The sequence below is a fragment of the Rufibacter psychrotolerans genome, from assembly GCF_016924645.1.
GTDB lineage: Bacteria > Bacteroidota > Bacteroidia > Cytophagales > Hymenobacteraceae > Nibribacter > Nibribacter psychrotolerans.
This window is the reverse complement of record NZ_JAFFJV010000011.1, coordinates 252,056-276,407: the sequence shown is the minus strand read 5'-3', so window position 1 is coordinate 276,407 and position 24,352 is coordinate 252,056. Positions and strand designations below refer to the sequence as shown.

The 24,352-nt window shown below is 53.9% G+C and carries 14 protein-coding genes; 1 reads left to right on the top strand and 13 read right to left on the bottom strand.

Features of this window, described 5'->3' with window-relative positions; translation table 11 throughout:
* Positions 1-43: 43 nt before the first annotated feature.
* The 12 genes from JT718_RS12060 to JT718_RS12005 form a co-directional block, all read right to left on the bottom strand.
* Positions 44-1,366 carry a DUF6055 domain-containing protein gene (locus tag JT718_RS12060; protein ID WP_240337055.1) on the bottom strand — a complete coding sequence of 441 codons (1,323 nt, stop codon included), beginning with the start codon at positions 1,364-1,366 and terminating at the stop codon, positions 44-46.
* Between the two features lie 553 nt (positions 1,367-1,919).
* Positions 1,920-2,309, bottom strand: coding sequence for a hypothetical protein (locus tag JT718_RS12055; protein ID WP_205502947.1), 390 nt, complete (start codon positions 2,307-2,309; stop codon positions 1,920-1,922).
* 100 nt (positions 2,310-2,409) lie between these two features.
* Positions 2,410-5,001 (bottom strand): alpha-L-arabinofuranosidase family protein, encoded by a 2,592-nt coding sequence (locus tag JT718_RS12050; RefSeq protein WP_205502946.1) that lies wholly within the window; start codon positions 4,999-5,001, stop codon positions 2,410-2,412.
* Positions 5,002-5,104: 103 nt separating this feature from the next.
* Positions 5,105-7,510, bottom strand: coding sequence for a glycoside hydrolase family 127 protein (locus tag JT718_RS12045; RefSeq protein WP_205502945.1), 2,406 nt, complete (start codon positions 7,508-7,510; stop codon positions 5,105-5,107).
* A gap of 500 nt (positions 7,511-8,010) precedes the next feature.
* Positions 8,011-9,396: an aminopeptidase P family protein gene (locus JT718_RS12040; protein WP_205502944.1), complete on the bottom strand. Its 1,386-nt coding sequence runs from the start codon at positions 9,394-9,396 to the stop codon at positions 8,011-8,013.
* A 173-nt stretch (positions 9,397-9,569) separates the two neighbouring features.
* Positions 9,570-11,552: a glycoside hydrolase family 97 protein gene (locus JT718_RS12035; RefSeq protein WP_205502943.1), complete on the bottom strand. Its 1,983-nt coding sequence runs from the start codon at positions 11,550-11,552 to the stop codon at positions 9,570-9,572.
* Positions 11,553-11,653: 101 nt separating this feature from the next.
* Positions 11,654-13,867, bottom strand: a complete 2,214-nt coding sequence (locus JT718_RS12030; protein ID WP_205502942.1) for a S9 family peptidase — start codon at positions 13,865-13,867, stop codon at positions 11,654-11,656.
* Positions 13,868-14,028: 161 nt separating this feature from the next.
* Positions 14,029-15,801, bottom strand: coding sequence for a DUF885 family protein (locus JT718_RS12025; protein ID WP_205502941.1), 1,773 nt, complete (start codon positions 15,799-15,801; stop codon positions 14,029-14,031).
* A gap of 90 nt (positions 15,802-15,891) precedes the next feature.
* Positions 15,892-17,139, bottom strand: coding sequence for an NAD(P)/FAD-dependent oxidoreductase (locus JT718_RS12020; RefSeq protein ID WP_205502940.1), 1,248 nt, complete (start codon positions 17,137-17,139; stop codon positions 15,892-15,894).
* 1 nt (position 17,140) lies between these two features.
* The gene (locus tag JT718_RS12015; protein ID WP_205502939.1) at positions 17,141-18,142 is read right to left on the bottom strand and encodes a 4-hydroxyproline epimerase; all 1,002 of its coding nucleotides are present in this window, start codon (positions 18,140-18,142) and stop codon (positions 17,141-17,143) included.
* Positions 18,143-18,148: 6 nt separating this feature from the next.
* The gene (locus tag JT718_RS12010; RefSeq protein ID WP_205502938.1) at positions 18,149-19,603 is read right to left on the bottom strand and encodes an aldehyde dehydrogenase (NADP(+)); all 1,455 of its coding nucleotides are present in this window, start codon (positions 19,601-19,603) and stop codon (positions 18,149-18,151) included.
* Positions 19,604-19,718: 115 nt separating this feature from the next.
* Positions 19,719-20,651, bottom strand: coding sequence for a dihydrodipicolinate synthase family protein (locus JT718_RS12005; RefSeq protein ID WP_205502937.1), 933 nt, complete (start codon positions 20,649-20,651; stop codon positions 19,719-19,721).
* 211 nt (positions 20,652-20,862) lie between these two features.
* Between JT718_RS12005 and JT718_RS12000 the strand changes: the two genes are divergently transcribed.
* Positions 20,863-21,771 (top strand): AraC family transcriptional regulator, encoded by a 909-nt coding sequence (locus JT718_RS12000; protein ID WP_205502936.1) that lies wholly within the window; start codon positions 20,863-20,865, stop codon positions 21,769-21,771.
* A gap of 72 nt (positions 21,772-21,843) precedes the next feature.
* On the opposite strand, the gene JT718_RS11995 is transcribed toward JT718_RS12000, so the two are convergent.
* Entirely contained in the window at positions 21,844-24,159 is a 2,316-nt protein-coding gene (locus tag JT718_RS11995) for a S9 family peptidase (protein ID WP_205502935.1), read from the bottom strand.
* Between the last annotated feature and the right edge of the window lie 193 nt (positions 24,160-24,352).

Here is a 24,352-nt window from a genome sequence, read left to right as displayed (position 1 = left end):
CGCCCCGGTGTTGCGGACTGTTCCTGAGGTCCTTCAGCACCTGTCATTCAAGGACGGAATCGTCCAGGGACGTGCCGCGGAGCCTCACTTGGTAGGGCCACTGCTCGTCATTCTCTTCCTTGCCATCGGCCAAATGCTCCCAATGCTCCGTAGGGGCTCCGCTCACCACCAGCCACAGGTGCTGTGTCTTTTCGGGTACTCTGAAGCTCCCGGTGCCGGAGTTTGAAGAATACACCTTCCCGTACTCCCGACTGCCGTCCTCTTTCACCGCCAGGAACCCGTACCGCCATCCGGCATTCTGGGTTCTGATTGCTCGGAAGCCTTCCGCCCCGGCTACTCCCTTGAACTCGAGACTTACTTTGGTGCCAGCCGCCGGCACCTGAAGCTTTATTCCATTGTAACCATAGTTCTGCGGACATTTCTTTTCCGCAACCTGGTACCATCCGTTTCCCACGGCTTTCAGCGAGCTGATGTGCTGGTTGGCATATTTGCTGGAGACGTTCTCAATTCGTGCCAGGTCCCAGGTGATGAACCTGCGGGCCGCATCAAAGATCTCATCATTGAATTTCTGCTGGTTGGTGGACGTCAACCGCTGATAGGCCATCACGGGGTCCTCCCCTTCCAATGCTTCCCGCCACAGTTTCCCAATGAATTCAATCCCGTGCTTCTGGGACCAGTACTCCAGCACGAAGGGAGAATGGTACTGGTTGGTCTCATGCAGGAACGCGTAATGGGTCTTTTCCATGAAACCCTTCAGGTGGTAATTCTCAAAGGTTATCCATTCTGGGTATACCTGCCACAGCATGTACTGGGAGGTCATCTCGAAGATCGGTTGCCCGCTTCCCTTCGGTGCCGAGGAAAAGCCCCATGCCCCGTCCGCATGCACCAGGTATTGGAAAGCGTGACCCAGCTCGTGCGCCAAAGCCCCGTAGGGGGCCTTGGCCATCCGGGAGGGCGGTGTCCAGAGAATCCCCACCTTTTTCTCCTCCCCTCCGCCGTAGGCTGTCCCGTCTTTGCCCCCGAAGATGTAGAACAATATTTTATACTTATCAGTAACGGAGTTTCCCTTCTGTACAAACTTTAGCTTGTTTACATAAAAATCATAGAACCGTTCGCACTCCTGCAGGGCCTCCTCCAGGTTGAACCGCAAGGCGACCTCAGGATTTTGTGATGGGGTGTCGCCCAACTCCTTTGCCCAAAAGGCCGCGATGTTCTCGGATTGGGCCATTCTCCGGAAGCTGTACTCACTTCCTTGGTTGGTATAGTCATTGCCTGGTGGCACTTTCCATACCTTGCCGGGAAGATACAGCTCCTTTTGAGAGGAAGCGCCATCTCCTCTGGGGAGGTCCGTGGCTGTTGGCGGCATCTCTTGACTTGACGCAAGCGAAGCTGCCAGCATCCATATCACGCCTGTAAAGAATGGGGTTTTGATCATCTGAGGGAAAGTTTGGGCAGTGGAAACGAAAACCGGAAATGTAGAGGGTGTAGTAAAAGAATCAATAGAATGGCGGGCAAGGGCCTGTTTCCTGGAAGCAGTTGTCTCGCGTAACAAAATTATGATCGGGCATATGGCTAGATCTGGGAGTAATGCTTAGGACCTGGACGGAAAAGGGAAGTACGCTCACCCCAAGTAGTGCAGAAGATTGATACATTGAAGTAGATTTCCCGGAGAAAGAACCCCTTATTGGTATTAGCGGAAGTTTATCCACTGTTACTATTCCCCCGGAGACATGGACGCATGGTGCCACCCGAAATCAAAGAGGCAACCATGCCCGACATGGCTTCTGTTGTTATGGGGAATCAACCGCATCTCCAATCATTGAAAGAATACAACCCGCTAATGAATTCAGGGAAAAAGTCCAGAATGTTGTTTCAGCCAATCGTTCCCGCCTCACCTTTCAGTAACCCTCCGCGTGCTCTTACCAGACCCGGGATTTTTCGCGGCTGTAAAACGCCACGACTCCTGCTGAGTAAGACAACTTTTTGCATATGCTGACACAGTCGGCGAACAAAGCGTGTTCTTCCGCTTTAAGACATACCGCTTTGCTTACAACGAAGTCTTTATGATATTGACACAGGTCGAATATCAATTTTGCCACAATGAGATTGGGTTCTACCCGCCATAATTCCTTCATCCGGCTCGCCTTTGACCCGGTTCCTTTTCTGTATTTCTCATGGTTGAAGTCTAACCCCACGCTTTTGAAAACAAAAGCATGCAGAGAGGCATTGGTGAAATCAAGCAGAAACCCCTGCTTCATTTTAAGAAGGCTCTCTAGTTTCTGCTTTTCTGAGGCGGTTAAATCTGCCATATTAATATAGATTTAGGGGAGATCTATTTGATTTAGGCACTCTTCGTTTAGGAGTCAATATTAAAAAAGGAGGCGCTAAACGCTCCTTAGTTTTACCTGCTCACTTCTTTGTTTTAAGCCGGAAAACTGAGATGGAATACGGCTTCACTCCCATCTCAAAGGAAGGCGCAACCTTAGCTAATTTGGAGGTCTGCGGAACATACTTTTGCGGCGACTCAAACGAGTTCTCCGCCTGATAACTTTCCGCCGACAGAATCACTGCTTCGCCCTCCGGCGACAAGTCAGTCACTCCCTTCAGGTTGATGTTGGTCTGGTAGGTTTCCGGGGAGCCGTTCACCACTTTCACAATGATATCACCGGTTTTCTCGTCTACGCCCGAAATGCTGAAGAACATATCCGGGATGGTGTAGCTCATGAGCAACTTATCGTTCAGGTAGCAATCCACTTTGTCTAGGCCCACCTCCAGCCGGATGTCGTACCACTTTCCGGTTTCTATTTTCTCGGGCAGTTTGGTAGAAGAGGATAAGTTGGCGACTTGCGTGCCTTCAGTGACCTGCTCAAAAACGGCGTACTGGTTCCAGTAAGAACCTATGTGCGCCCGCATCTGCGTTTTGCCGCCATCCTTTATTGCAAATGGGATAATGAAGGCATTGAGTCCGTCTAGTTTGCGGGCTTTCAGTTTAAGGGTGTAGGTGTCGTAGGACTTGTCTTTGAGCATAGCAAAAAGCTGCGCACCCTCAGCAGTTTGGCCCATGGCACCTTCTTTCACGCCCCAGGTGCCCCGCACCTTCTCCCACTCATCTTCGGCCTTCTCAAAGTTGCTGCTGTACACCACCTTGCCCTTTTGGATGACCTGGAGGTCTTTGTACTCGGTCTGGGTGTCCCAGGTACTGAGACCGATGCCCCCGGCAAAAGCCGGCTTGGTTACCTGGGCGGGCTGCACCTGAACCGTGGTGGCCAGGTTCTGGTCGGCGCGGTGCTGGTTCAGCATCTGGATGGCGTAATACGAAATTCGCGCGAAGCTCTGCGAATTGTTGAAGTTGATCAGGTTCACCGGCCAGTCCACATCGTTGGTATTCACCAGCAGCGGCGCGTAACTAGACATGGTCACCAGGTCGCCGTTGCGCTCCATGGCCAGGATGTACACCGCGTCATTCAGCGCTGCGAGCATGTTCCCACTGCCCACGCCGGCATTGGTGGCGTACTCGCCCACGTACAGTTCCCAGTCGCCGCGTTTGTATTTGTCGAAGTGGTCGTAGTTGTTCATGGCCCAGTACGCCGATTTGTAGGCGTGCTCATCGGCGATGTCCAGCTTCTTCATCCCGTCCAGGGTATGCCGGTTCACGTCGGCGATGCCCATGCTGGCGATCACCTTCAGGTCCGGGTATTTGGCTTTGATGGCGTCGTAGAACAGGTTGAACCGGTTGGCGTACCAGGGGCCGTGCTGCTCGTTGCCTACCTCCACGTACTTCAGCGGAAAAGGCGCCGGGTGCCCGTTCGCGGCCCGCACTTTCCCCCACTTGGAGTCAGCTGGTCCCACGGCGTATTCAATGGCATCCAGCACATCGGCAATCACCGCGGGCAGTTGCGCATCGGGCAGAAAGGTGCCGCTTCGGAACTCGCAGGCCACGCCGGCATTGAAGACGTACATGGCATCGGCGCCGGTGTCCTCGCAGAACTGCAGGAACTCATGGTACCCCAAGCCGTCGCTGGACCAATAGCCCCACGGGCTGAAGGTGCCCGGCCTTTTCTCCACTGGCCCCAAGCTCTCTTTCCAGTTAGGAGCGCTCTCCACGGTGATGCCTTCCACGAAACACCCACCGGGCCACCGGATAAAAGAGGGCTTAAGGTCGGCCAGATACTGCGCCAGATCCGGTCGCAAACCATTCTCGCGGTTCTTGTAGGTTTCAGCGGGGAAAAGCGAAACGAAGTCCAGAAACACCGTTCCGGCACTTCCAAAGTTGATGACGAATTTGGCTTTGGGATCAGAAGCTTTGGCCACCAGATCACAGCTTAACTTTTGCCAATCTCCGGCTTTAAGTGGGTTTTTGAATATGTGGCTGGCCAGGGTTTTCCCGTCTTCGCTCTGTAAGGATACGGTCAGCGGTCCTTTGTATTTCTTCTCCGCGCGGGCGTAGAAATTGAGCTTGTAGGTTTTGCCCTGGTCCACCTTGATGCCCCAGAACCCTTCATTGACCAGACTGGCCTGACCCGCTTTCTCCAGACCGGAAACGGTTATCTTCAGCGAGTTGGGTGTGGCTTCGTTCAGGGGCTCTTCCTGCGTTAAGGCAAGCGTCACGGTGGCTCCCCCACTGGTCTGGCCCGACCAGGCCGGCCAATCAGATTTCAAGGTCCAGGGCATTTTCCAATCGCTGGCCTGCCCGTTGGGCAGGTTGTAGTGCGGGGCCGGATTAGGGACCAGGAACCCGTTCTGCAACGTGGTGCCTTTGGGGATGCGTACCTCCTCAAATCCTCGGTTCTGGATCAGCTCGCCGTACAAGCCGCCTTCCCCCCCGTGGCTGATTTCCTCAAAGAAGATCCCGTGCAGCGTAGGCGAGACTTTGGCTCCCGGCTTTTGGGCATCTACGGTGATGGTGGCCTGCCTTTGCCCCAAACAAACCGAAGACGTAATGCCCCACAACAGCAGCGCTCCTACCCTAGCTTTTCGGGGAAACAACTTTATAGAATTCATGCCTGACGTGTTATTCGTTTTCGGTCTGTTTTTAAGAAATCTGCTCCAGAATGAGTTTTGGGTTATGCCAGCCCATACTGAGCAAGACAGTTAAAGAAAAGAATTACTTCACGGCCCACTCGTGGATACCGGTCGCAGCTTCTTTGGGCAATTGGATCTCCATCCGCAAGGCGGTGGTTTTCACCGGAGCGAACTTGACCATGTTGTACTTGTCCTTGGAAACCTCGTAGGCCGTGGTGTTTTTCACCGGCAGCCATTTATCACCTTGTTTGTAGAAGATCTGGTAAGAGGCCGGGATGGTGCAACCGCCCCACGGGCTGTCATCGAACCAGTACACCTGCGACTCAGACACGGTATGCTCCCCGTCAAAATCCAGCTGCACAAACTCTTTGGTGTTTTTATTGGGCCACCAGTGCAGGTACGGGTAGTTGGAGTCGCGGGAATCCTGCGGATCGTACTGGTCTACCAAGGCGGCCAGGGTTCTGGCATTCTTGAGAGAGGCCGAGATCTTGCTGGTGGAGGCAATCGTCGGGGCTGGTTGCGGCTTGGCGGCCGAGGCCTCGTAGGGTACCCACACCGTCATGTCCACCGAGCCGCGGTTGGCCCAGGCAAAGTACGGAATGGCTTTCACGGTCTGTTCGGTTTGCAGCAAGGCGGTGGTGTTGGCCTGCCGTTTGGTGCCAACGCCGTTGGTCTTGATCACCGGCACACCCTTCAGCAGGCTCGCCTCGAAGGTTTCCTCCACGGGGGCGTTTTTGTCCACCAGGATGTTGTGCACCAGATTGTCTTTGTTATCAGGGCCTTCCAGGCAGTACACCAGGGGGCCGCGCTGGAAGGTGAACTTGCCTAGGTCGTCTTTCACATTCTGGTTCGCCAGCACTTTCTCGGTCTCCATGGGCAGTTCCAGCGTGATTTTGTCCCCTTTTTTCCATTTCCGCTTCAAAACGGCATAGCCTTTCTCGGTGCTGTATTGGAGGGGAGTTCCGTTCAATTTTAAAACAATCGGCTTCTTGGTGGCATCGACGAAGGTGTACAGATCACCGGGTACCGGCTGTTGCTGCGCCCAACCCGGTATCCTCACCCGGAGGGTAAAGTCCTTGTTTTTCTGAGGGTCTACCTCCAGGTTAACGGTGCCGTTGTAAGGGTAATTGGTGGTTTGTTTCACCTTCACCTGGCCCGCGGGCAGGCTGATGTCGCTGGCGCTGGTCATGAACAGGTTCACGTACAGGTCATTGTTGTTCTGCGCATACACATAGCCCGGCACCGAGGGCAGGAAGCGGGTCATGTTGGAGATGCAGCAGGCGCAGCTGAACCACTCGCCCCGCTGGTGCTGCCCCATGGAGGCCAACGGATTTGGATAGAAAAACCGGTTTCCGGTGAGGGAAATGCCGGACAGCAGCCCGTTGTACAGCGTTCTTTCCAGCACGTCAATGTATTTGGCGTCGCCGTGCAGCAGGAACATGCGGTTGTTCCAGTACACGTTGGCGATGGAGGCACAGGTCTCGGCATAGGCCGACATGTTGGGCAGGTCATACGCCTTCCCGAAGGCCTCCCCGGCCCCTGTGGCCCCGATGCCGCCGGTGATGTACAGCTTTTTGTTGACCACATCGTTCCAGATGGCGTCAATGGCTTTCAGGTAGCTCTTGTCCCCGGTGAGCGCCGCGATGTCGGCCATGGCGGTATACATATAGGTGGCGCGTACGGCGTGGCCCACCGCTTCCTGCTGGTCCACTACCCGGGCGTGCGCCTGGTTGTATTCGGTTCCTTTGGGTCCGCGCACGTCCAGGAAGAACTTAGCCAGATCCAGGTACTCTTCCTTGCCCGTGATTCTATACAGTTTCGCCAACCCGATTTCCACGACCTGGTGGCCCGGGTACTTCTCCTCTTTGCCGTACCCGAAGTCCTTTACCAGCAGATCGGCATTCTTCAAAGCGATGTTCAGCAGCGACTTTTTGCCAGTGGCCTGGTAATGCGCGACGGCTGCCTCAAACAAGTGGCCCGAGTTGTACAATTCGTGGCTGAGTTCCTCCTCTTTCTCCCAGCGTTTGGACCCGATCCAGTCGTGGGGTTTGGCGGCCTTCACCGTCCGGAACGTGAAGAGGTATCCATCCGGCTCCTGCGCATCCCCGATGATGGTGATGAGGGAATCCACGTAGGCGTCCAACTTGGGGTTCTTCTGCACCTGCATGGCGTAGGAGGCTCCCTCTATGACTTTGTAGATGTCAGTGTCATCAAAGGTGAACTGGCTGAGCTTGTCACCTCCCAGCTTGCCGGCGGCCCTTAGGAAATTGTCGATGCGGCCCTGTTCCCGGCTTTTCTCCAGCGTGTGCGGGATGGTCACCGTGGCGTTCACCAGCATCTTGGGCGCCCAGAATTCATCGTGCACGTGCACGTGCGTGAACGGCACTGGCTGAATGGGATAGTCATTGTGCTTGTGCTGCGCCAAACCAGGTTTGGTGAGAACAACAAACCCGGTAAGGGCAACGGCCATGAATCTGTTGAAGAACATAGTGTCAAACGTTAAGGCTTTGGATACTGGGGAAGGATGGAAAACCGGAACAGGTCTGCCCGCAAAAAAGCGTGTCTAAATGACACCTTTTATGCTACCAAATATAGATTTCCAAGATCACTTCCCCTGACCGGATATTAGCCGATGCTTCCACCATATTAACATAGAAGTAACTTGACCTCAGCCAAACACCTCCCAGCTGTTTTTAGCCTGTTTTTCTGGAAACCTCTCTAAAGCATTGTAGACAGTACTTTTACAGTTAAACAGGACATGGTCCCAAGGGAAAAGAAAGTTAATTTCAAATAGGTCTATGCCTGCTTCTTTCCTCAACACGCTGAAAACCGAAACGGTCACCTACGCATGTGTAAGTGACCGTTTCTATCATGCTCCGTTGTGAGGCCGTTTTCTGAAAAACAGGTGAAAATCAGGCTCTCAACTGAAGGCTTCCCTACGCAAAAACAACCTTGTTAAGGACAAAGGTTAGTTATGCCGGGGTGATCTTAAACTGGCGAGCTTCTGAACGCTTCCATGTTCCTGGGCACATGATTTCCCAGCAGCCTGCTTCCCTCCGGGGTGATCAGAAAATCCTCCTCAATCCTGATGCCGCCGAAGTCTTTGTAGCCTGCTACCTTGTCATAGTTGATGAAGTCTGCGTGCATTTTCTTCCCCGCCCACAGATTAATCAGATCGGGGTTGAAGTAGAGACCGGGTTCCACTGTCAAAACAAAGCCGGGCTCCAGGGCACGGGCCAGCCGCAGGGACTTCAATCCGAATTGGGTGCTCTTTTTCTGATCCTCGGCGTAGCCCACGTATTCCTCGCCCAGGTCTTCCATGTCATGGGTGTCCAGGCCCAGCATGTGACCCAATCCGCAGGGGAAGAATAAAGCGTGGGCCCCTTGGGCCACCGCTTCCAGCGAGTCACCCTTCATGAGCCCAAATTGCTTGAGTCCGTCTACCAGCGCCGCACAGGCCTGCAGATGCACGTCTTTGTACTTCACCCCAGGTTTGAGCATGCCCACGGCTTGTTCATAGGCGGTCAGCACCACGTCAAACATTTCCTTCTGCCGGGCCGTGAAGGTTTGGCTTACGGGGAAAGTTCTAGTCATGTCGCCTGAGTAGTGCATGCTGGTAGCCGCGCCGCAGTCTACCAGCACCAGTTGCCCTTCCTGCAGTTGGGTAGGGCTGTAGTGGTTGTGCAGAATCTGACCGTTCACCGTCAGGATGGTGGGGAAAGCCAGGTTCCCGCCGGCACTGATGGCGATGGCCTGCAGCTGTCCCGCCAATTCTGCCTCAGTCATCCCGGCTTTGGCAAGGTGAGCAGCAATTTTCAACATCATTCCAGTAGTGTTGATGGCTTTCTCCATTTCAACTACTTCCTCCTGCGTTTTGATAGACCGCTGCGCCACGATGGCTTTGATCAACGGCACCGATACCCCAGACTTGATGGATGCCGGTGATGCTTGCAACCACGTGCTTAGCTTGAGCAGGTTCTCCGGCCGGTAAGGCGGCAGAAAATGGATTTGGCGATTTTTAGCTAGAACAGCCTGAAAAAAGGAGTCCAGAGAAGCTAAGGGCTGGGTACTTGACACCCCTACTTCACTGGCTTGTTCCTGGATGGATTTCTGAGGCCCCATCCACACGATATCATCCGGCGTCAACTCATCCCCAAAGATGATCTCAGTATCCGCATCTACATCAATCACCGCCACCAACCCGGCCCGGTCAATCCCGAAAAAGTACAGGAAGGTGCTGTCCTGCCGGAAAGGGTACCAGTTGTCTTTGTAGTTCATGCTGCTCTGCTCGTTGCCCAGCAACACCAGCACCCCACTCTCTACCTGCTTTTTGAGCCGTTCTCTCCGGCTTACGTACGTTTCTTTCGTGAACATATTTTCTTGTCTACGCTTTGGCCATCATCGCGAAGCACTTTCCCGTTTGGGTTACCTATCAAGACCTTATTTTCCTTGCAAGGGCTGCCAATCAGCAGCTCTCCAGAGCACATCTGGTTTAGGGCCATTTTAAAGAAAGGAATGAATAAACACCCTCGCCTTACCCCAGGTAATTATTCCACTGGTTTAAGGATGGCTGACCAACCACCGCCACCGCTCATTTTCACTTGAATTGTTTCCCCCGCCTTTACGGGTCTGGTTTCAATTTTATAGTCCTGCGGATGGCGGTCGGCGTTGATGCCATCCCGAAGAATTTCCATCTGGTATGACTTCCCGTCCAGGAACGTGAGTGGAAGGCTGAGTTCCCGGGCATCCCAATCGGTCATGCCCCCAATGTACCAGTTCTTACCGTGTTGACGCGCCATCAGGACGTACTTGCCGGCCTCCCCTCCCAGGGCCACCGTTTTGTCCCACGTGGTGGGAATCTGGCTGATGAACCTGGTGCAGTCCGGGTCTTTGAGGTAATTGGTAGGGCTGTCTGAGAGCATTTGCAGTGGGCTTTCGTAGATCACGTACATGGCCGCCTGGTGCGCCCGGGTACCCTGGCTCATGGGTTGGTTGAACACGTCTTTGAAGCCCACCTTGGTGGCGTTCACCATGGCGCCCGGCGTGTAATCCATGGGGCCGGCCACCATGCGGGTAAAAGGCAGCGTGACATTGTGGGTGGGGGTGATGATGTTACTCCACTTGTTGTTCTCCAGCCCTTTCACGCCCTCGTAGCTCAGTACATTAGGGTACTTCCGGTTCAGCCCGACAGGTTTATAGGCGCCATGGTAGTCTACCAGCAACTGGCGCTGGGCGGCGGCTTTGGCCACGCGCTCATAGTAGTTGACCATGTACTGATCACCGCGGGCCATAAAATCTACCTTCACGCCTTTCACGCCCCATTTCACAAACTGGTCCAGAATCCCGTCTATGTCTTTGTCCAAGGTATTCCACAGCGCCCACAGGATCACGCCCACGTTCTTGCTGTTGGCGTACTGCATGAGCGCCGTCAGGTCCAGGTCTTTGTTGGGCGCCAGCAGGTTGGTGGTGGCCGCCGACCAGCCTTCGTCCAGGATGATGTACTCCAGGCCGTATTTAGAGGCAAAGTCGATGTAGTATTTGTAAGTATCGGTGTTCACGCCGGCCCTGAAATCCACGCCGTACACGTTGTTGAAGTTGTACCAGTCCCAGGCTACTTTGCCTGGCTTGATCCAGGCGGTTTGCTGCAGTGCGTTGGGCGAGGCCAGTTTGTACACCAGCTCTGTTTCCAACAGCCCTTTGTCATCAGTGACGATGATCGTGCGCCACGGAAACGTCCTTTTGCCGGAGGTTCGGGCAATGTACTCCGCTTTGCGGGTGATCTGCTCCGCCCGGTCGCTGCGGGGCTTCAGCTTAGATTCTAGGATCACTTTGGGGAAGGCAGACGTGAGCCGCGGCCCACCCGTCCCAAAGAGAAACAGATTGGGGTAATCGTACAGGTCAGATTCTGTGAGAAGCACTTTGGTACCCTTGCCTGAGGTGAACAGCAAAGGCAGGTACCCATACTGCTGGTTCCCGATGGAGGCCACCGTGGTGTCTTTGAACGTAGCCTCGTAATGCGACTGGAACTCCGGGTCTGTTTCCTGGGGCCAGTACACCTGGTAATTGCCGCCCAACTGGAAATCGGCAGTTTCATGCTGCACCTCAATTTCTCTGGCGGGAAGATTGGTCTCAAACCGATAGGCAGCCCCATCGTTGTACGCCCGGAAATGCACAACGTAGCCGCCTTTGCACTGTAGTTTCAGCTCGTTATAGACATCCGGAATGGAGCGGTTCTTCACCGGCACCACCGCCGTAATGGTTTCCTTCACTGATCTGCGGACATCCTTCTGCACCACCGGGTTCACGCCCAATTTCTCTCCTGAAATCAACGTCATGCTCAATGGACTAGGCAACAGCACCGTCTCCCCTTTCCGGGCCACCGACCATTTGATCACATCGGTTACCGACACCTTCACCTGGATGTTTTTATCGGGTGAGGTAAGCAGATAGTCTTTCGCAGAGACGGCGGTGCTGGTGAACCAGAGACACAGTAACAGGACCAGAATTTTCCCGAGGAGATTGCGTTGCATGGAATATCGTTTCGTTTGCTCAAGGCTTGGCCCGAGCTGTTTTAGGCCTGATTTCTGAAAAACTGCCTTAAAAGGGATTCAATAAAAACTAGGATGAAAGCTTACCTTCCGCCTGGCGGACAGTACTGCTTCAGGTAATTGGTGAACAAAGTAGCTAAGTGTGTGGATGTCCCCTCGCCTTCCGAGATGCTGTGCGAGCGGTTAGGGTACGGCATCATCTGGAATTGCTTGTTGTGCTTGATCAGTTCGTTGATGAGCTGCTCGGCGTTGTTGTAGTGCACGTTGTCGTCGCCGGTGCCGTGGATGTAGAGCAGGTTGCCTCTCAGGTTTTTGGCGTGCGTAATGGGCGAGCCGTTCACGAAATCTTCCAGGTTCTCCTGCGGCAAGCCCATGTAGCGCTCCTGGTAGATATTGTCATAGGTGAGTTGGTTGCCCACCGCGGCCACGGAGATGCCGGTTTTATAAATCTGTGGATATTGGAACAGCAGATTGAGCGTAGCCGAGCCGCCGCCGCTCCAGCCCCACACCGCTACTCTTGAAGTGTCTATAAAAGGCTGCTTTAAAATTTCCTGAGCCGCCAGCGCCTGGTCTTTGATGTTGAGCCGGCCTACCTGGCGGTAGATGCTTTTGCGCCAGTCCCTCCCCTTCGGTCCCGGTGTGCCCCGGTTGTCCACCGACACGTACACGTAGCCATCCTGCGCCATGCTGCCGTTGTACAGATGGTTCATGCCGGTGCCATAGGAGTCCAGCACTGTCTGCCCGGCGGGCTCAGTGTAGACCTGGAATACCACTGGGTATTTCTTCTTGGGGTCAAAGTTGGTGGGCTTCACCATCCAGGCATCCATCTCCACGCCTTCGGAGGTTTTCACCTTGAAGAACTCCACGGGAGAGTTCGCTTTTTTGGATTGGGCCAGGGCCTGCTCCACCGCACTGGTGCCGCCCAGGGCTTTATGATCGGGCAGGGAAATGGATTCTGAGGCGGGTCTGGTGTAATGGTTGGAGAAACTGTGGAACGCGAACTTGGCGTTGGGCGACACGGTGTACTGGTGCGTACCGGGTTGCGAAACCGGAGAAAGCCGTTCCAGTTTGCCTTTACCGCTCAGCTTCACGCGGTACAGGTATTTCTGGGTCGCATTCTCCGGCGAGGCCATCACATACACGTAGCCCTCCGGCTCGTTCACGTTCACAATGGACATCACATCATAGGCCCCTTTGGTAACGAGGGTTTCCTTTTTGCCATCGCGGCTTACGCGGTATAGGTGGCGCCAACCGTCCTTCTCGCTCGCCCACAGGAACTCTTTCCCGTTGCTGAGCCAGTTCCAACCGCCATTGCTGTAATTGCTGTCCCAGGTAGAGATCACGTCAATCCAGGCCTGGTCTTTCTCCGAGTGGATGTTCGTGGCTTTGCCAGAAGTAGCGTTGCACAAAAACAGCTTGCTCTCGTTCTGCTTGCGGTTCAGTTGCTGGAGGATGATCTCGTTGGCGTTGGCCGCCCATTCCATGCGGGGCAGGTAATGTTGCTGAGGATCGCCGGGTACGTCCATCCATTTGGTAGCGCCGGCCGCCACGTCAACCACCCCGATCTTGTAAGGCGAGGGTGCCTCTCCGGCCGAGGGATACTCTACCGGTAACACTTTGGAATACACGCCATCGGTGAGGTTGAACATGAAGTAGTCTTTCACGTCGGAGGCATCTATCTGCCAGAACGCTATTTTCTTACTGTCGGGGCTCCAGCGGAACCCGTCACGGCAAGCGAACTCTTCTTCGTAGGCCCAGTCAAAGGTGCCGTTGATGCGTTTGCGGGTTCCGTCGGTGGTGAGTTGCGTTACCTTTTGTGAGGCGATGTCCTCCGCATAGATATTATTTTCGCTCACGTATGCTACCTGCTTCCCGTCTGGCGAGAACTTAGCGAACATGAGCGAGGAAATCGGACGACCCGCGCCCAGTTGCTGTAGTTTCTTCGTTTGGCGGTCATAAACCCAATAGTCACCGCGGGTATGGTAGCGCCATACTTTCTGGGTGTTGGTAAACAGCAAAACTTTCTGCTCGTCTTCTGAGAAAGCGAAACTGCGCACTCTCAATGGCTCCGTTTTCCCGGCGGGCACCAATTGTCCTTTCTCCACCAGCATTTGTTTGGTTTTCCCGGGCAGGGTATACGCGATGATGTTCCCTTCCTCCGGCACCACATAGGTATTCCCCGACTTGAGCCAAAACACGCCGCCTCGTTGCTGCGCGAAGCCCGGCAGGAACAAAACCAGCCATAGAAGGAGTAAAAGCAAAACCGATTTCCCGAAGGTGGTAGGTACCTTGTTCATAGTTCTTTAATGATGATTCACCTGCAGTATCGTGTATTTTAATAGAGCCTCCAAGTACCGGTTTTAGACAAACCTTGTTTTAGAGCTACTTTCCTGAAAACAGGCCGAAAACAAGGTTTCAAAAGGAGGTCGTCACCTAAGCTTCCCCGCTTTTCAACATCCTATTTTCTGGAAGCGGATTTTCCGTTGGCGTTGCCGTAGAAGCGCCAGTTGGAGGTAAAATCCTTGGGCAATGGCTGGTTCAGCAGAATGGCGCGGACCATCTCCACGGGTAGGTTGTTTTCCTGGATGATAGCGTCATGGAACTGCTTGTTCGTCATCTTGCCGGTCTGCACCAGTTCTTTGTGCAAGGCGTAGAATTGCAGACCTCCTATCATGTAGGCCAGCTGGTACAGCGGACTGTAGCGGCCCTCAAAGGAGCGGCGCACCTCGCCCTCGGCATTGGCGCGCTCGTGGCCTACCCGGTCCACCAGGAAATCAATGCACTCCTGCGGGGTCCATTTGCCCAAGTGGTAGTTGAGCGAGAAGATGATGCGGGCGCAACGGTGCATACGCCAGAAAAGCATACCCACGCGGTCCTCGGCGGAGCGCGGAAACTTCTGGTCCCAGAGCAGCATCTCCCAGTAGAGCGACCAGCCTTCGGTCCAGAAAGGTGTGTTGAAGTCTCGGTAGGCTTTGTAACGGTTGTTCATGAAGCCCTGCAGGTGGTGCCCGGCAATGAGTTCGTGGTGCACGGTGGCGCGGGAGAAATGCGGGTTGTTGCCGCGCATGCTCATGAGTTTGTCCTCGTGCGCCATGGTGCTGGTGGGGTACGAAATGATGAACGTCTCGCCGCCCAGGAAAAAAGGGTTTACTAATTGTCGCTCAGGGCTCATCATGAGCATGCGCCAGGTCTCCTCGGCTACGGGCGGAATGGTAATCAGGTCCTTTTCCTTCAGGAACGCCACCGACTGGTTGTAGAGATCCAGCATGGCCTCGGGCTGCTTGCCGGCGGGTACGTACAGGTTCTTGACTTTCTCCAAGGCCGCGTGCCAGTCTTTGCCAAAGCCCATTTCCTGCGAAGCCTTCAGCATCTCCTGGTCACACCAGGCAAACTCCTTGTTGGCAATGTCAATCAGTTCCTCGGGGGTGTACGGTATCATCTCATACTGCAGCTGCCGGATGAGTTCGTCCTTCCCGATAGGATTGCCTACGATGCCGCTCTGGTCTATCTTCTGGCCTTTCGCCGGAACCTTGCCTTTTTTCTCGGCCAAGGCCGCGTACTGGGTGAGCAGGGTGTCTACTTTCTTGTATGGTTCTTTGGTCCACCAAGAGAAGCTGGGCTCATAGTCATAGTAGAACGTGTAGACACTTTTTAAGGCATCTTTCAGGTCCAGCGTCACGCCCTGCAAGCGGTAGGCCAGGTCCCGGTCTAAACGCGGCTCGGCCTCCAGAGCGGTCTGGGAGGCTTTGAGGCTTTTCTCTATGAGGTTCAGTTCAGTGGCAATTTTCTGCCCATCCACGTTGAGGCCGCGGCGACGGGGTTTCTCCAGGGCGTAGATCTTCTCGGCGAACGGCACCCATTTGCTAACCTGGCTGTACTCCTTGGCGGCCACGTCCAGCAAGCGCAACTCCTCGGCCAGGTTCCGTTTGGTGAGCAGGTAGTCTACCCGGCTGCCGGTATTCAGCTGGTCGTAGTTCAGGGTATTCAGCTGCTGCTGGTACTCCTGGTAGAGTTTCTGAAAACGGGCCGTAAACTCGGGCGAGTTCTCCATAAAATAGAAGCGCCGCAGACTCCCTTCATCGGCTTTCAGTTTTACCAGCAGGTTGTTCACCTCACTTGTCTGTTCATACAGCACATGGGGGCTCTGGGCAAAGATAGACCCGGAGCTTAGGAGGGTGAAAACAATCGTTAAACAGGAAAACGTCAGGAAACGGGGCCAGCGGCGAGTCATAGTTTGTAAGGGCTTAAAGGTCTGGGCTGAGTAGGATAGGTGCATTTTAAAGTTCCCTGCTCCTTGGAAGAAAGGAACCAATAAGGGATCTTAACTGTACCGATCCGGCGAGAAGGCGTCAATGCCCACTGATGATTTCCGGTTCATGAGTTCCTCGGTGAGCAGCTTTCCGGTGGCCGGCGCTAGGCTGAGGCCCATCATGCTGTGACCGGTGCCAAACAGCACGTTGTTCCAGCGGCTGGTAGCACCGATGTAGGGCAGACCATCCGGTGAGCACGGACGCAGTCCGCTCCAGATTTTGTCCCTTTCCGGAAAATCGGCCTGAAAACCGCCGTAGTATTTGGTGATAGCATTGTGGATGCCTTTCACCCGGTTCAGGTTAATGCTGGTGTTGTCATTGGTGATTTCCATGGTACCGCCAAACCGGATCTGATCCCCGAACGGCGTCACCGCCACGCGAGCCTCGGTGAGGATGGCGGGCCGCTGGATGGCGGGGGAATTTTTTGTCAGGAAGCTATAGCCTTTGCCGCCCAGCATGGGCATGTTGATCTTGAGTTTCCGGGCTACCTCACCGGCCCAGTTACCGGCCGCGATGATGACTTGGTCAGAGGCAAACTCGCCTTTGTCGGTGATGACGGAAGTGACGGAACGGCCCGAGGTGGCAAAGTCCAGCACCTCGGCGTGGCACACGATCTTCACCCCTTTCTTTTCCAAGTGCCTGATCAAATAAGCATGCAGTTGCGCCGGGTTCAGGTGGGCATCTCCCGGGAAAAAGACCCCGCCGCGCACGTCCATACCGGCGTACGGTTCCATTTGCCGCACCTCGTCCGGCGACATGATATCGGTTTCCAGGCCGTGTTTGCGGGCCAGGTGTGCGAATTCAACTTCCTCGTGGGCGGCTTCCTCGCTTTTAAACAGCATCAAGAGTCCTTTTTCCTGGAAACCTACCTCCGGCGAGTTATGCTGCCCGGCGAATTCACCGTACAGACTTCTGCTGTACAGGCTCAGATTCTTGAGGTACGGAATGCTGTATTCCACGTGCTTTTTAGTGGCCGCCTTATAGAAAAGCAAGCACCACTGGGCCAACCTATAATCCAGCCGGGGATGGATGTAAAATGGGCTGGTAGAGGAAAGCATCCACTTCATGCCTTTTGCGATGATGCCCGGCGAAGCCAACGGCACGATGTGGCTGGGCACAATCATACCGGCGTTGCCAATGGAGCAGCTGTTGGCCATGTCTCCTTTGTCCAGGATGGTGACCTCAAAGCCTTCTTCAGATAAGTAATAAGCGGTAAAAAGGCCGATGATGCCGCCTCCTACAATGGTAACTCTACTCATATCAAATCACTTGGAATCCGTGAACATAAGGGTCTTCATCATCAAAGAAGATGGTGTTGAGCCCCGTAACAATGGCCCAACCTTCAATGCCAGGCAGAATGGCGGGTTTACCGGCAACCGTGGTTTCACCCTCAATGGTGCCGTTGAAGATGGAGCCGATGTAGCTTTCATGCACAAACACATCGCCCGGTTTCAACTTGCCTTTGGCATACCACTGGGCCATACGTGCCGATGTTCCGGTTCCGCAGGGAGACCGATCAATGGCTTTGTCGCCGTAGAACACGGCGTTGCGGGCGGTGGAAGTCGGTTGCAGGGTATCGCCGGCCCAGAGCACATGGCTCATGCCTTTAATAGTAGGGTTGTCTGGATGCACGAAGCTGTATTTCTCATTCATACGCTCCCGTATCACCCGGCTCCAGGCGATCAGCTTATCAGCGGTAAATTCCTGCAGGCCCGGGAAATTCGGCTGTGGGTCAATGATGCCATAGAAGTTTCCGCCGTAAGCCACATCAATGGTCAATTCGCCCAAATCCGGGCATTCTATTGTCAGGCCTTCGGCCTCCAAGTAAGAAGCCACGTTGGTCAGTTTCACTGATTTTACCTTTTTGCCCTCCTGAGTGTATTTGATTTTCACCAAGCCGGCCGGAGCTTCCAGACGCAATTCGCCGGGTGTTTTGGGCGTGATCAAGCCTTCTTCAATGGCAATGGTGACGGTGCCGATAGTGCCATGGCCGCACATCGGCAGACAACCGCTGGTCTCAATATATAACACGGCGACATCGTTTTCAGGATCATGCGGCGGGTATAGAATGCTCCCCGACATCATATCGTGGCCACGCGGCTCAAACATGAGGCCTTTCCGGATGTAATCGTATTCCTGTAAGAAGTGCTGACGCTTTTCGCTCATGTTGGCGCCCTCCAAAACGGGTCCGCCCCCGGCGACCAGGCGCACGGGGTTCCCGCAGGTGTGGGCATCAATACAGAAGAAGGTTTTTCTGGCCATAAAGGATTAAATGGGGTCTTTGGTGAACTGTCCATCCACGGTACGCCAGATGGAAAGGGGGTTCTGATCTTTTAATTCATCGGGCAGCAGGTCCTGAGGTGCTGATTGAAACGTGATAGGTCGGGCGAAACGCTTGATGGCATTGGTACCCACCGAAGTGCTACGGCTGTCTGAGGTGGCCGGGAATGGTCCGCCGTGGGTCATGGCAGGACTTACCTCCACGCCCGTCGGTACGCCGGCGAACAACAGCCGGCCGCATTTCTCGCGCACGGTGTCTACCAGGTTCCCGGCCGAGGCTAATTCTGAGGTTGTTCCCCAGATGGTACAGGTGAGCTGGCCCTGCAGCACTTCCGCCGCCTGCTCCAGTTCTGCCATGTCACTATAGGTCACCACCAGGGTGAACGGCCCGAAGACCTCTTCCTGCAACGCGGTGTTTTTCAGCCACTCCTGCACATTGGTTCTGGCTAAGGCGGCATGACCGGTCAGCACATCCTCCTCTGCGGTGACTAAGGTTTCCACTCCGCTTTCGGCCAATAGTCTTGTCAGGCCTTGGTAGTAGTTCCTGGAGATGCCTTCGTGCAGCATTTTATCGCCGGCAGATTCGCTTAGTTTTTGGGAAAGTCGGTCTAAAAAGGCTTCGGTGGTTGAGGACTGCGGATAAAACACCAAACCCGGACAGGTACAGAACTGCCCTACGCCCTGTAACACGGAGGCCGCTGCTTGTTCCGCCAAGGCGGCGGTTTCCGCTTCCGCTTTCTCGGGCAGTACAAAAATAGGGTTAATGCTTCCCATCTCGGCATACACCGGAATAGGTTGCTCGCGCTGACAGGCCTGGTCAAAGATGGCTTTGCCGCCTTTGTAAGAACCCGTAAACGCCACGGCCTTGGTTTTAGGATGCTTCACCAGCTCCTGCCCCACCTCAATGCCGCCGCTCACGTGCTGGAAAACCCCAGTGGGCAAGCCACATGCCCCCAGAGCCTGTTGTATAGCCCCGAACACCAGCTGGGAGGTCTTGGGGTGCCCCGGGTGTTCTTTGTACACCACCGGACAACCGGCCGCTAAGGCAGAGGCCGAGTCTCCTCCGGCGGTGGAAAAAGCCAAGGGGAAATTACTGGCCCCAAACACTACTACCGGTCCCAGAGGGAACAGCATGCGGCGCAGATCTGGTCTGGGCAGGGGTTTTCTATCTGGCAAAGCAGGGTCAATGGTGGCTTCCAGCCAGGCGCCTTGGTCCAGCAGATCGGCGAAGGCTTTGAGCTGGTTCATGGTCCGGCCCCGCTCCCCGGTAAGGCGCGCCAAGGGCAGGTTAGATTCCTGGCTGGCAACCTGCAGCAGTTCCTCGCCCAGGCTTTCAATCTCGGTGGCTATTGTCCTTAGAAAGGTAGCTTTGGTCTGGGCCGATGCTTTCTTGTACGTATGGAATGCTTCTTCTGCGGTATGAAGTACCTGGTCTAGCGACATGATGGGCATTAATTTACTCCAATATATTTAGTTCTTCCCTTTCAGGTGATGGCATCTCCCTGGTGGGTGGTCCTATAAAACCTAAGCCCATGTTCTTCCACATAGGCTTAGGTTTTTACAAGGATATGAGTTCTCTTTCTTTTTTGAAATCTGGCAACACCGGCCGGTTTTCCAAGGCCTCGTTAATGATAGCCAGGACTTGCTCCCGTTCCGCTCCTTCCAAAGACAGACGGGGCAGGCGCACGGTCTCTGTTCCCAGGTTCGTGCATACCTCTGCCAGCTTGATGTTCTGCACCAGTTTTGGATGCACATCTAACTCTAACAGCGGGTAGAACCATCTGTTAATTTTTACGGCTTCCTCTATGCGGCCCTCTTTCACCAGTTTGTAAATAGCCACCGTTTCGGCCGGAAAAGCGCAGACCAGACCGGCAACCCATCCGTCGGCGCCCAGCACCAGGCTTTCCAAGGCAATAGTATCCACGCCAGAAAGGATTTTAAATCTGTCTCCGAAGCGGTTCTTCATCTTCGTAATATTCCCCACCTCGCGGGTGGATTCTTTCACCGCTTGAATGTTCTCCTCAGTGGCAAGCTCCGCGAACATATCAAGGGTCACCAAAATGCGGTAATCAACGGGGTTGTTGTAAATCATGATGGGAAGCGGTGTAGACTGGGCCACTGCCTTGAAATAGGCTACCGTTTCCCCGTCATCGGCTTTGTAGCGCATAGGGGGCAGCAGCATCAGCCCGCTCGCCCCATTTTTCCGGGCTTCTTCGGCCGCCTGTATGGCCTTGGCCGTTGACTGCTCGGCCACGTTCATGATCACGGGCACCTTTCCGCCCACAAAAGCAACGGTTTCCTTTACCAGGGTTGCTTTTTCTTCATCTGTCAAGGTGCTGGCTTCCCCTAAGGTCCCCCCTAAGATAATACCGTCCACCCCGGCATTCAACTGAGCCTCAATATTGCTCAGAAATGCCGGAATATCAAGTTTGTCATTTTCGGTGAACTTGGTGGTGACAGCAGGGAAAACTCCTTTCCATTGTACATTCATGGCTTGCTTCTTTAAGTATTACGGTATATGATTTTATGGATTCTAGACTTGTATCAGTGCTTAACAAAAATACCTTAAAGGGGATGAAGGAAATTCCTACATTTTACCCATTGGTAATACAAGATTATCAATTAGGGTACTTGTGCCGTTTTATCAATTAAGTTGGTTAAATTTAGGTACGTTCTCCCTCTACCTTTTCCTTACCCAAACCATGAAACCCTTACATTTCAAAATCCCGAAAACATCAGGAGAATCCGTCCGGATTCAATGTGATGAACAGCGTCATTTCTATGAGAACCTGCATTTCCACCCAGAACTGCAGATCATGGTGATCTGTGAAAGCACCGGCACCCGGTTCATTGGTGACAGCATTGGAGCCTTTAAGGCCGGGGATATCATTGTCTTAGGCTCTAACCTGCCGCACGTTTTCCGGAACGATAAAAAGTACTACGAACCAGACTCTGAACTGAAAGCCATCAACATTTCAGTCTTTGTTGACCTAGCCTCATTTGGCGATACCCTTTTCGCGCTTCCTGAGGCCCATTCCCTACAGAAATTCCTGCTCAACAGTAAGCGCGGTTTGCTCATTCACGGGGAGACCCGGAAAAAGGTACTGGACCTGATCAAGGACATGCGCGCCATGAAAGGCTTTGAACGAATTATCCAGGTGCTCATCATCCTGAACCTCCTCTCCCACTCCAATGACCTGGAAGTGCTTTCCTCAGTTGGGTTCAACGCCAACCTGAACGAATCTGATAACCGGAAGATCAATGATGTCTTCAACTACATCATGAACAACTTCACCGAAGACATCAAGCTCAGCGACGCCGCAAACGTGGCCAACATGAGCGTAAATGCGTTTTGCCGCTATTTTAAGCAACACACCCAAAAAACGTACTCCCAGTTCCTGAACGAGATCAGGATTGGGCACGCCTGCAAGCTCTTGATTGAGGACAAGTGGAACATCAGGGAAACTGCCTTTGAATGCGGGTATGACAACATTTCCTACTTCAACCGTCAGTTCAAAGACATCACCAATTACACGCCTACTGAGTTTGTGAAGCTCCACAACACCAGGTTCACCAGTGACTTTTCTTTGATGGAATTCAGCCAAGGGTAAAGCCTGGCATCAAGATTACCCGGCGTTGGCCCTACCTGTTTTGGAGCTGTTTCTAGGAAAATACGGCGAATCTCAGGTCTTGGAGATTTCCTGGTCTTTGGTCTCCCAGGCGGGCGGGTCAACGCCCAGCAAGTGCTTCACAAAGAAATCGCGGCGCTTGTGCTCGCCGTATTCTCCGCCGGAAGAGTGCCCCATGCCAGGTACCATCAGGAAGTCAAAGTTCTTGTTGGCTTTGATCAAGGCGTCTACCAGTTGCAGCGTGGAAGCCGGGTCTACGTTGTCGTCCATTTCGCCCAGGATCAGCATCAGTTTGCCCTGCAGTTTGTGGGCGTTGACTACGTTGGAGGAAGCGGCGTATTCTGGCCCGATGGGGAACCCCATCCATTGCTCATTCCACCACATCTTGTCCATGCGGTTGTCATGGCACCCTGCCGAAGAGACGGCTACTTTGTAGAACTCTGGATGGAACAGCAGGGCACCGGCCGAGTTCTGCCCTCCGGCGGAGGTCCCGAATACTCCCACCCGCGACAAGTCTAAGGATGGGTACTTCTGGGCGGCGGCTTTCATCCAGGCAATGCGGTCTGGGAAACCCGCGTCTTTGATGTTCTTCCAGCAAACGTCATGGAAGGCTTTGGACCGGTTGGAGGTACCCATGCCGTCTATCTGTACCACTATAAACCCTAACTCGGCCAGCTCCTGCATGTGCCGGGCACCGGAATTAAACGTCTTGGGCACAAACGAACTCTGCGGACCGGCATAGATGTATTCAATCACGGGGTAGGTTTTTGCGGGGTCAAAGTTGGTGGGCCGTACCAGAATGCCCCAGATGTCGGTTTGCCCATCGCGGCCCTTGGTAGTAAACACCTCGGGGGCTTTCCAGCCGGTTTTGGGAAGTTCAGACGCGTCTGCTTTCTCCAGCGTCATCACTACTTTTCCGTCCGTCGCGCTTCTGAGCACCGCTACTGGCGGACTATCAACCCGGGAGTAATTGTCCACGAAGAACTTGAAATCTGAAGAGAACGTACCGGTGTGGTGGGCATCTTCCTGGGTAAGGGCGGTTAGGCCTGAGCCGTCAAAATTCACCCGGTAATACTGCACCAGGTATGGGTCCTGGCCGGCCTCCCGGCCGCTGCCTTCAAACAAGATGCTGCGGTCTTTCTCATCCACATGCACTACCTTCCGCACTACCCAGTCGCCCTTGGTGATCTGGTTTTTGACCTTTCCGGTGGTACCGTCATAGAGGTAGAGGTGATTCCAGCCATCGCGTTCAGAGGCCCAGATGATCTCTTTCCCGTCTGCCACGTCATGCCTGAATCTTTTGCCGCTGTAATCTATAAAGGTCTTGCTTTCTTCTTTGATCAGATCCCGCACGGTTCCCGAGGCGGCATTTACCTCCAGCACCTTGAAGGCCTGGTGCCCGCGCTGGTTATACTCCACAGTGAACGCCTGCCCATTTTTACGCCACCTGGGGTTTGATAGGTCATATTGCGCCCCTACCCCAAAGAGTGTTGGATCAATGGCTACCTGGCGCTTCTCCTCCACCAGAAACAGCTGGGGCGCTCTTTGCGGTAACGCGTCCCCGGGTTTCAGGTAATTGCGGGTATGTAGCTTAGGCTGCAGTTGATCTGCCGGAGATGACTCCAGCAGGTACACCAGATGTTCTTTGTTGGGCCGCACCCGGTTCGTGGCTAGTTTCTTTGAATCAGGAGACCACTCCAGGAAGGAAGAGTAGTATTCGCCGGCGGAGCCATCAAAACTAAGCTGATGCTCCTCTTGCTTGTCTTTCACCGACCGGATGTAGACGTTGTGGTTTTTGATGTAAGCCTCCCATTGCTTATCGGGGGAAAGCACCGGGTTGCTGCTCTGGTCGCTCCAGCGGTCTCCCCAATAGCGGTTATTTCTGTTCTCGGGTTTCCCCAGGTTCTGCAGTTTATAAGACCCTAAAGAGCTGCGCCACTTAGATCCATCGGCGACAAACTCCAGGGCTTTGCCGTCTTCCACAAACGTGATCTCAGAGAAAGGCAGGTTGTTCGCATCCACCGGTTTGCCCAACGCTACTGACAATTCCTTCGCCAGTTTCTGCTGGTTAAAAGCAGGTTTTCGGGACTTCTTGCCGGCATCTACCAGAATAAACTCTTTGCCTTTGGGAGTCTGCCGCACATACCAAAAAGCGTCTTTCCCCTCCTGCCAACTGAAACGGGAAGGCGCATAGTACACCTTGGTATTCATGGCTACCTTCAATTTTTCTGCCCGCTCATAATCGGCACGGGTTCCCTGGGCCTGCACCGTAGCAGAACTCAACAGCACCAAGGTGCAGAACAGAGCCTGTTTTAGTACCTTGGTGCAGCCACTAGGCAGAGATTTAGGAAGACTGGGGAGTAAACGCATTTGGGGAGATTTTTGGTGGATATGTAATGCAATATGTCTATTAAAAAGGCAATTTAAATTCAGCATATTAGCATGTCCTGATACCATATTAACAAACCTGCCAGAATCAGGTATATTCTCCTTTAGTCTTCTGCTTCTCAGAGTGTGCCTGTAGTTTAAACTGCTCCAAGGGCAGGTATGGAATAAAAGGGAG

Excerpts from the sequence above, each read along its gene's own strand:
- JT718_RS12035 (WP_205502943.1), bottom strand. The coding sequence starts at position 11,552 with ATGCAACGCAATCTCCTCGGGAAAATTCTGGTCCTGTTACTGTGTCTC.
- JT718_RS12045 (WP_205502945.1), bottom strand. The coding sequence starts at position 7,510 with ATGTTCTTCAACAGATTCATGGCCGTTGCCCTTACCGGGTTTGTTGTT.
- JT718_RS12010 (WP_205502938.1), bottom strand. The coding sequence starts at position 19,603 with ATGTCGCTAGACCAGGTACTTCATACCGCAGAAGAAGCATTCCATACG.
- JT718_RS11995 (WP_205502935.1), bottom strand. The coding sequence starts at position 24,159 with ATGCGTTTACTCCCCAGTCTTCCTAAATCTCTGCCTAGTGGCTGCACC.
- JT718_RS12060 (WP_240337055.1), bottom strand. The coding sequence starts at position 1,366 with ATGCCGCCAACAGCCACGGACCTCCCCAGAGGAGATGGCGCTTCCTCT.
- JT718_RS12040 (WP_205502944.1), bottom strand. The coding sequence starts at position 9,396 with ATGTTCACGAAAGAAACGTACGTAAGCCGGAGAGAACGGCTCAAAAAG.
- JT718_RS12030 (WP_205502942.1), bottom strand. The coding sequence starts at position 13,867 with ATGAACAAGGTACCTACCACCTTCGGGAAATCGGTTTTGCTTTTACTC.
- JT718_RS12025 (WP_205502941.1), bottom strand. The coding sequence starts at position 15,801 with ATGACTCGCCGCTGGCCCCGTTTCCTGACGTTTTCCTGTTTAACGATT.
- JT718_RS12005 (WP_205502937.1), bottom strand. The coding sequence starts at position 20,651 with ATGAATGTACAATGGAAAGGAGTTTTCCCTGCTGTCACCACCAAGTTC.
- JT718_RS12000 (WP_205502936.1), top strand. The coding sequence starts at position 20,863 with ATGAAACCCTTACATTTCAAAATCCCGAAAACATCAGGAGAATCCGTC.
- JT718_RS12015 (WP_205502939.1), bottom strand. The coding sequence starts at position 18,142 with ATGGCCAGAAAAACCTTCTTCTGTATTGATGCCCACACCTGCGGGAAC.
- JT718_RS12050 (WP_205502946.1), bottom strand. The coding sequence starts at position 5,001 with ATGAATTCTATAAAGTTGTTTCCCCGAAAAGCTAGGGTAGGAGCGCTG.
- JT718_RS12020 (WP_205502940.1), bottom strand. The coding sequence starts at position 17,139 with ATGAGTAGAGTTACCATTGTAGGAGGCGGCATCATCGGCCTTTTTACC.
- JT718_RS12055 (WP_205502947.1), bottom strand. The coding sequence starts at position 2,309 with ATGGCAGATTTAACCGCCTCAGAAAAGCAGAAACTAGAGAGCCTTCTT.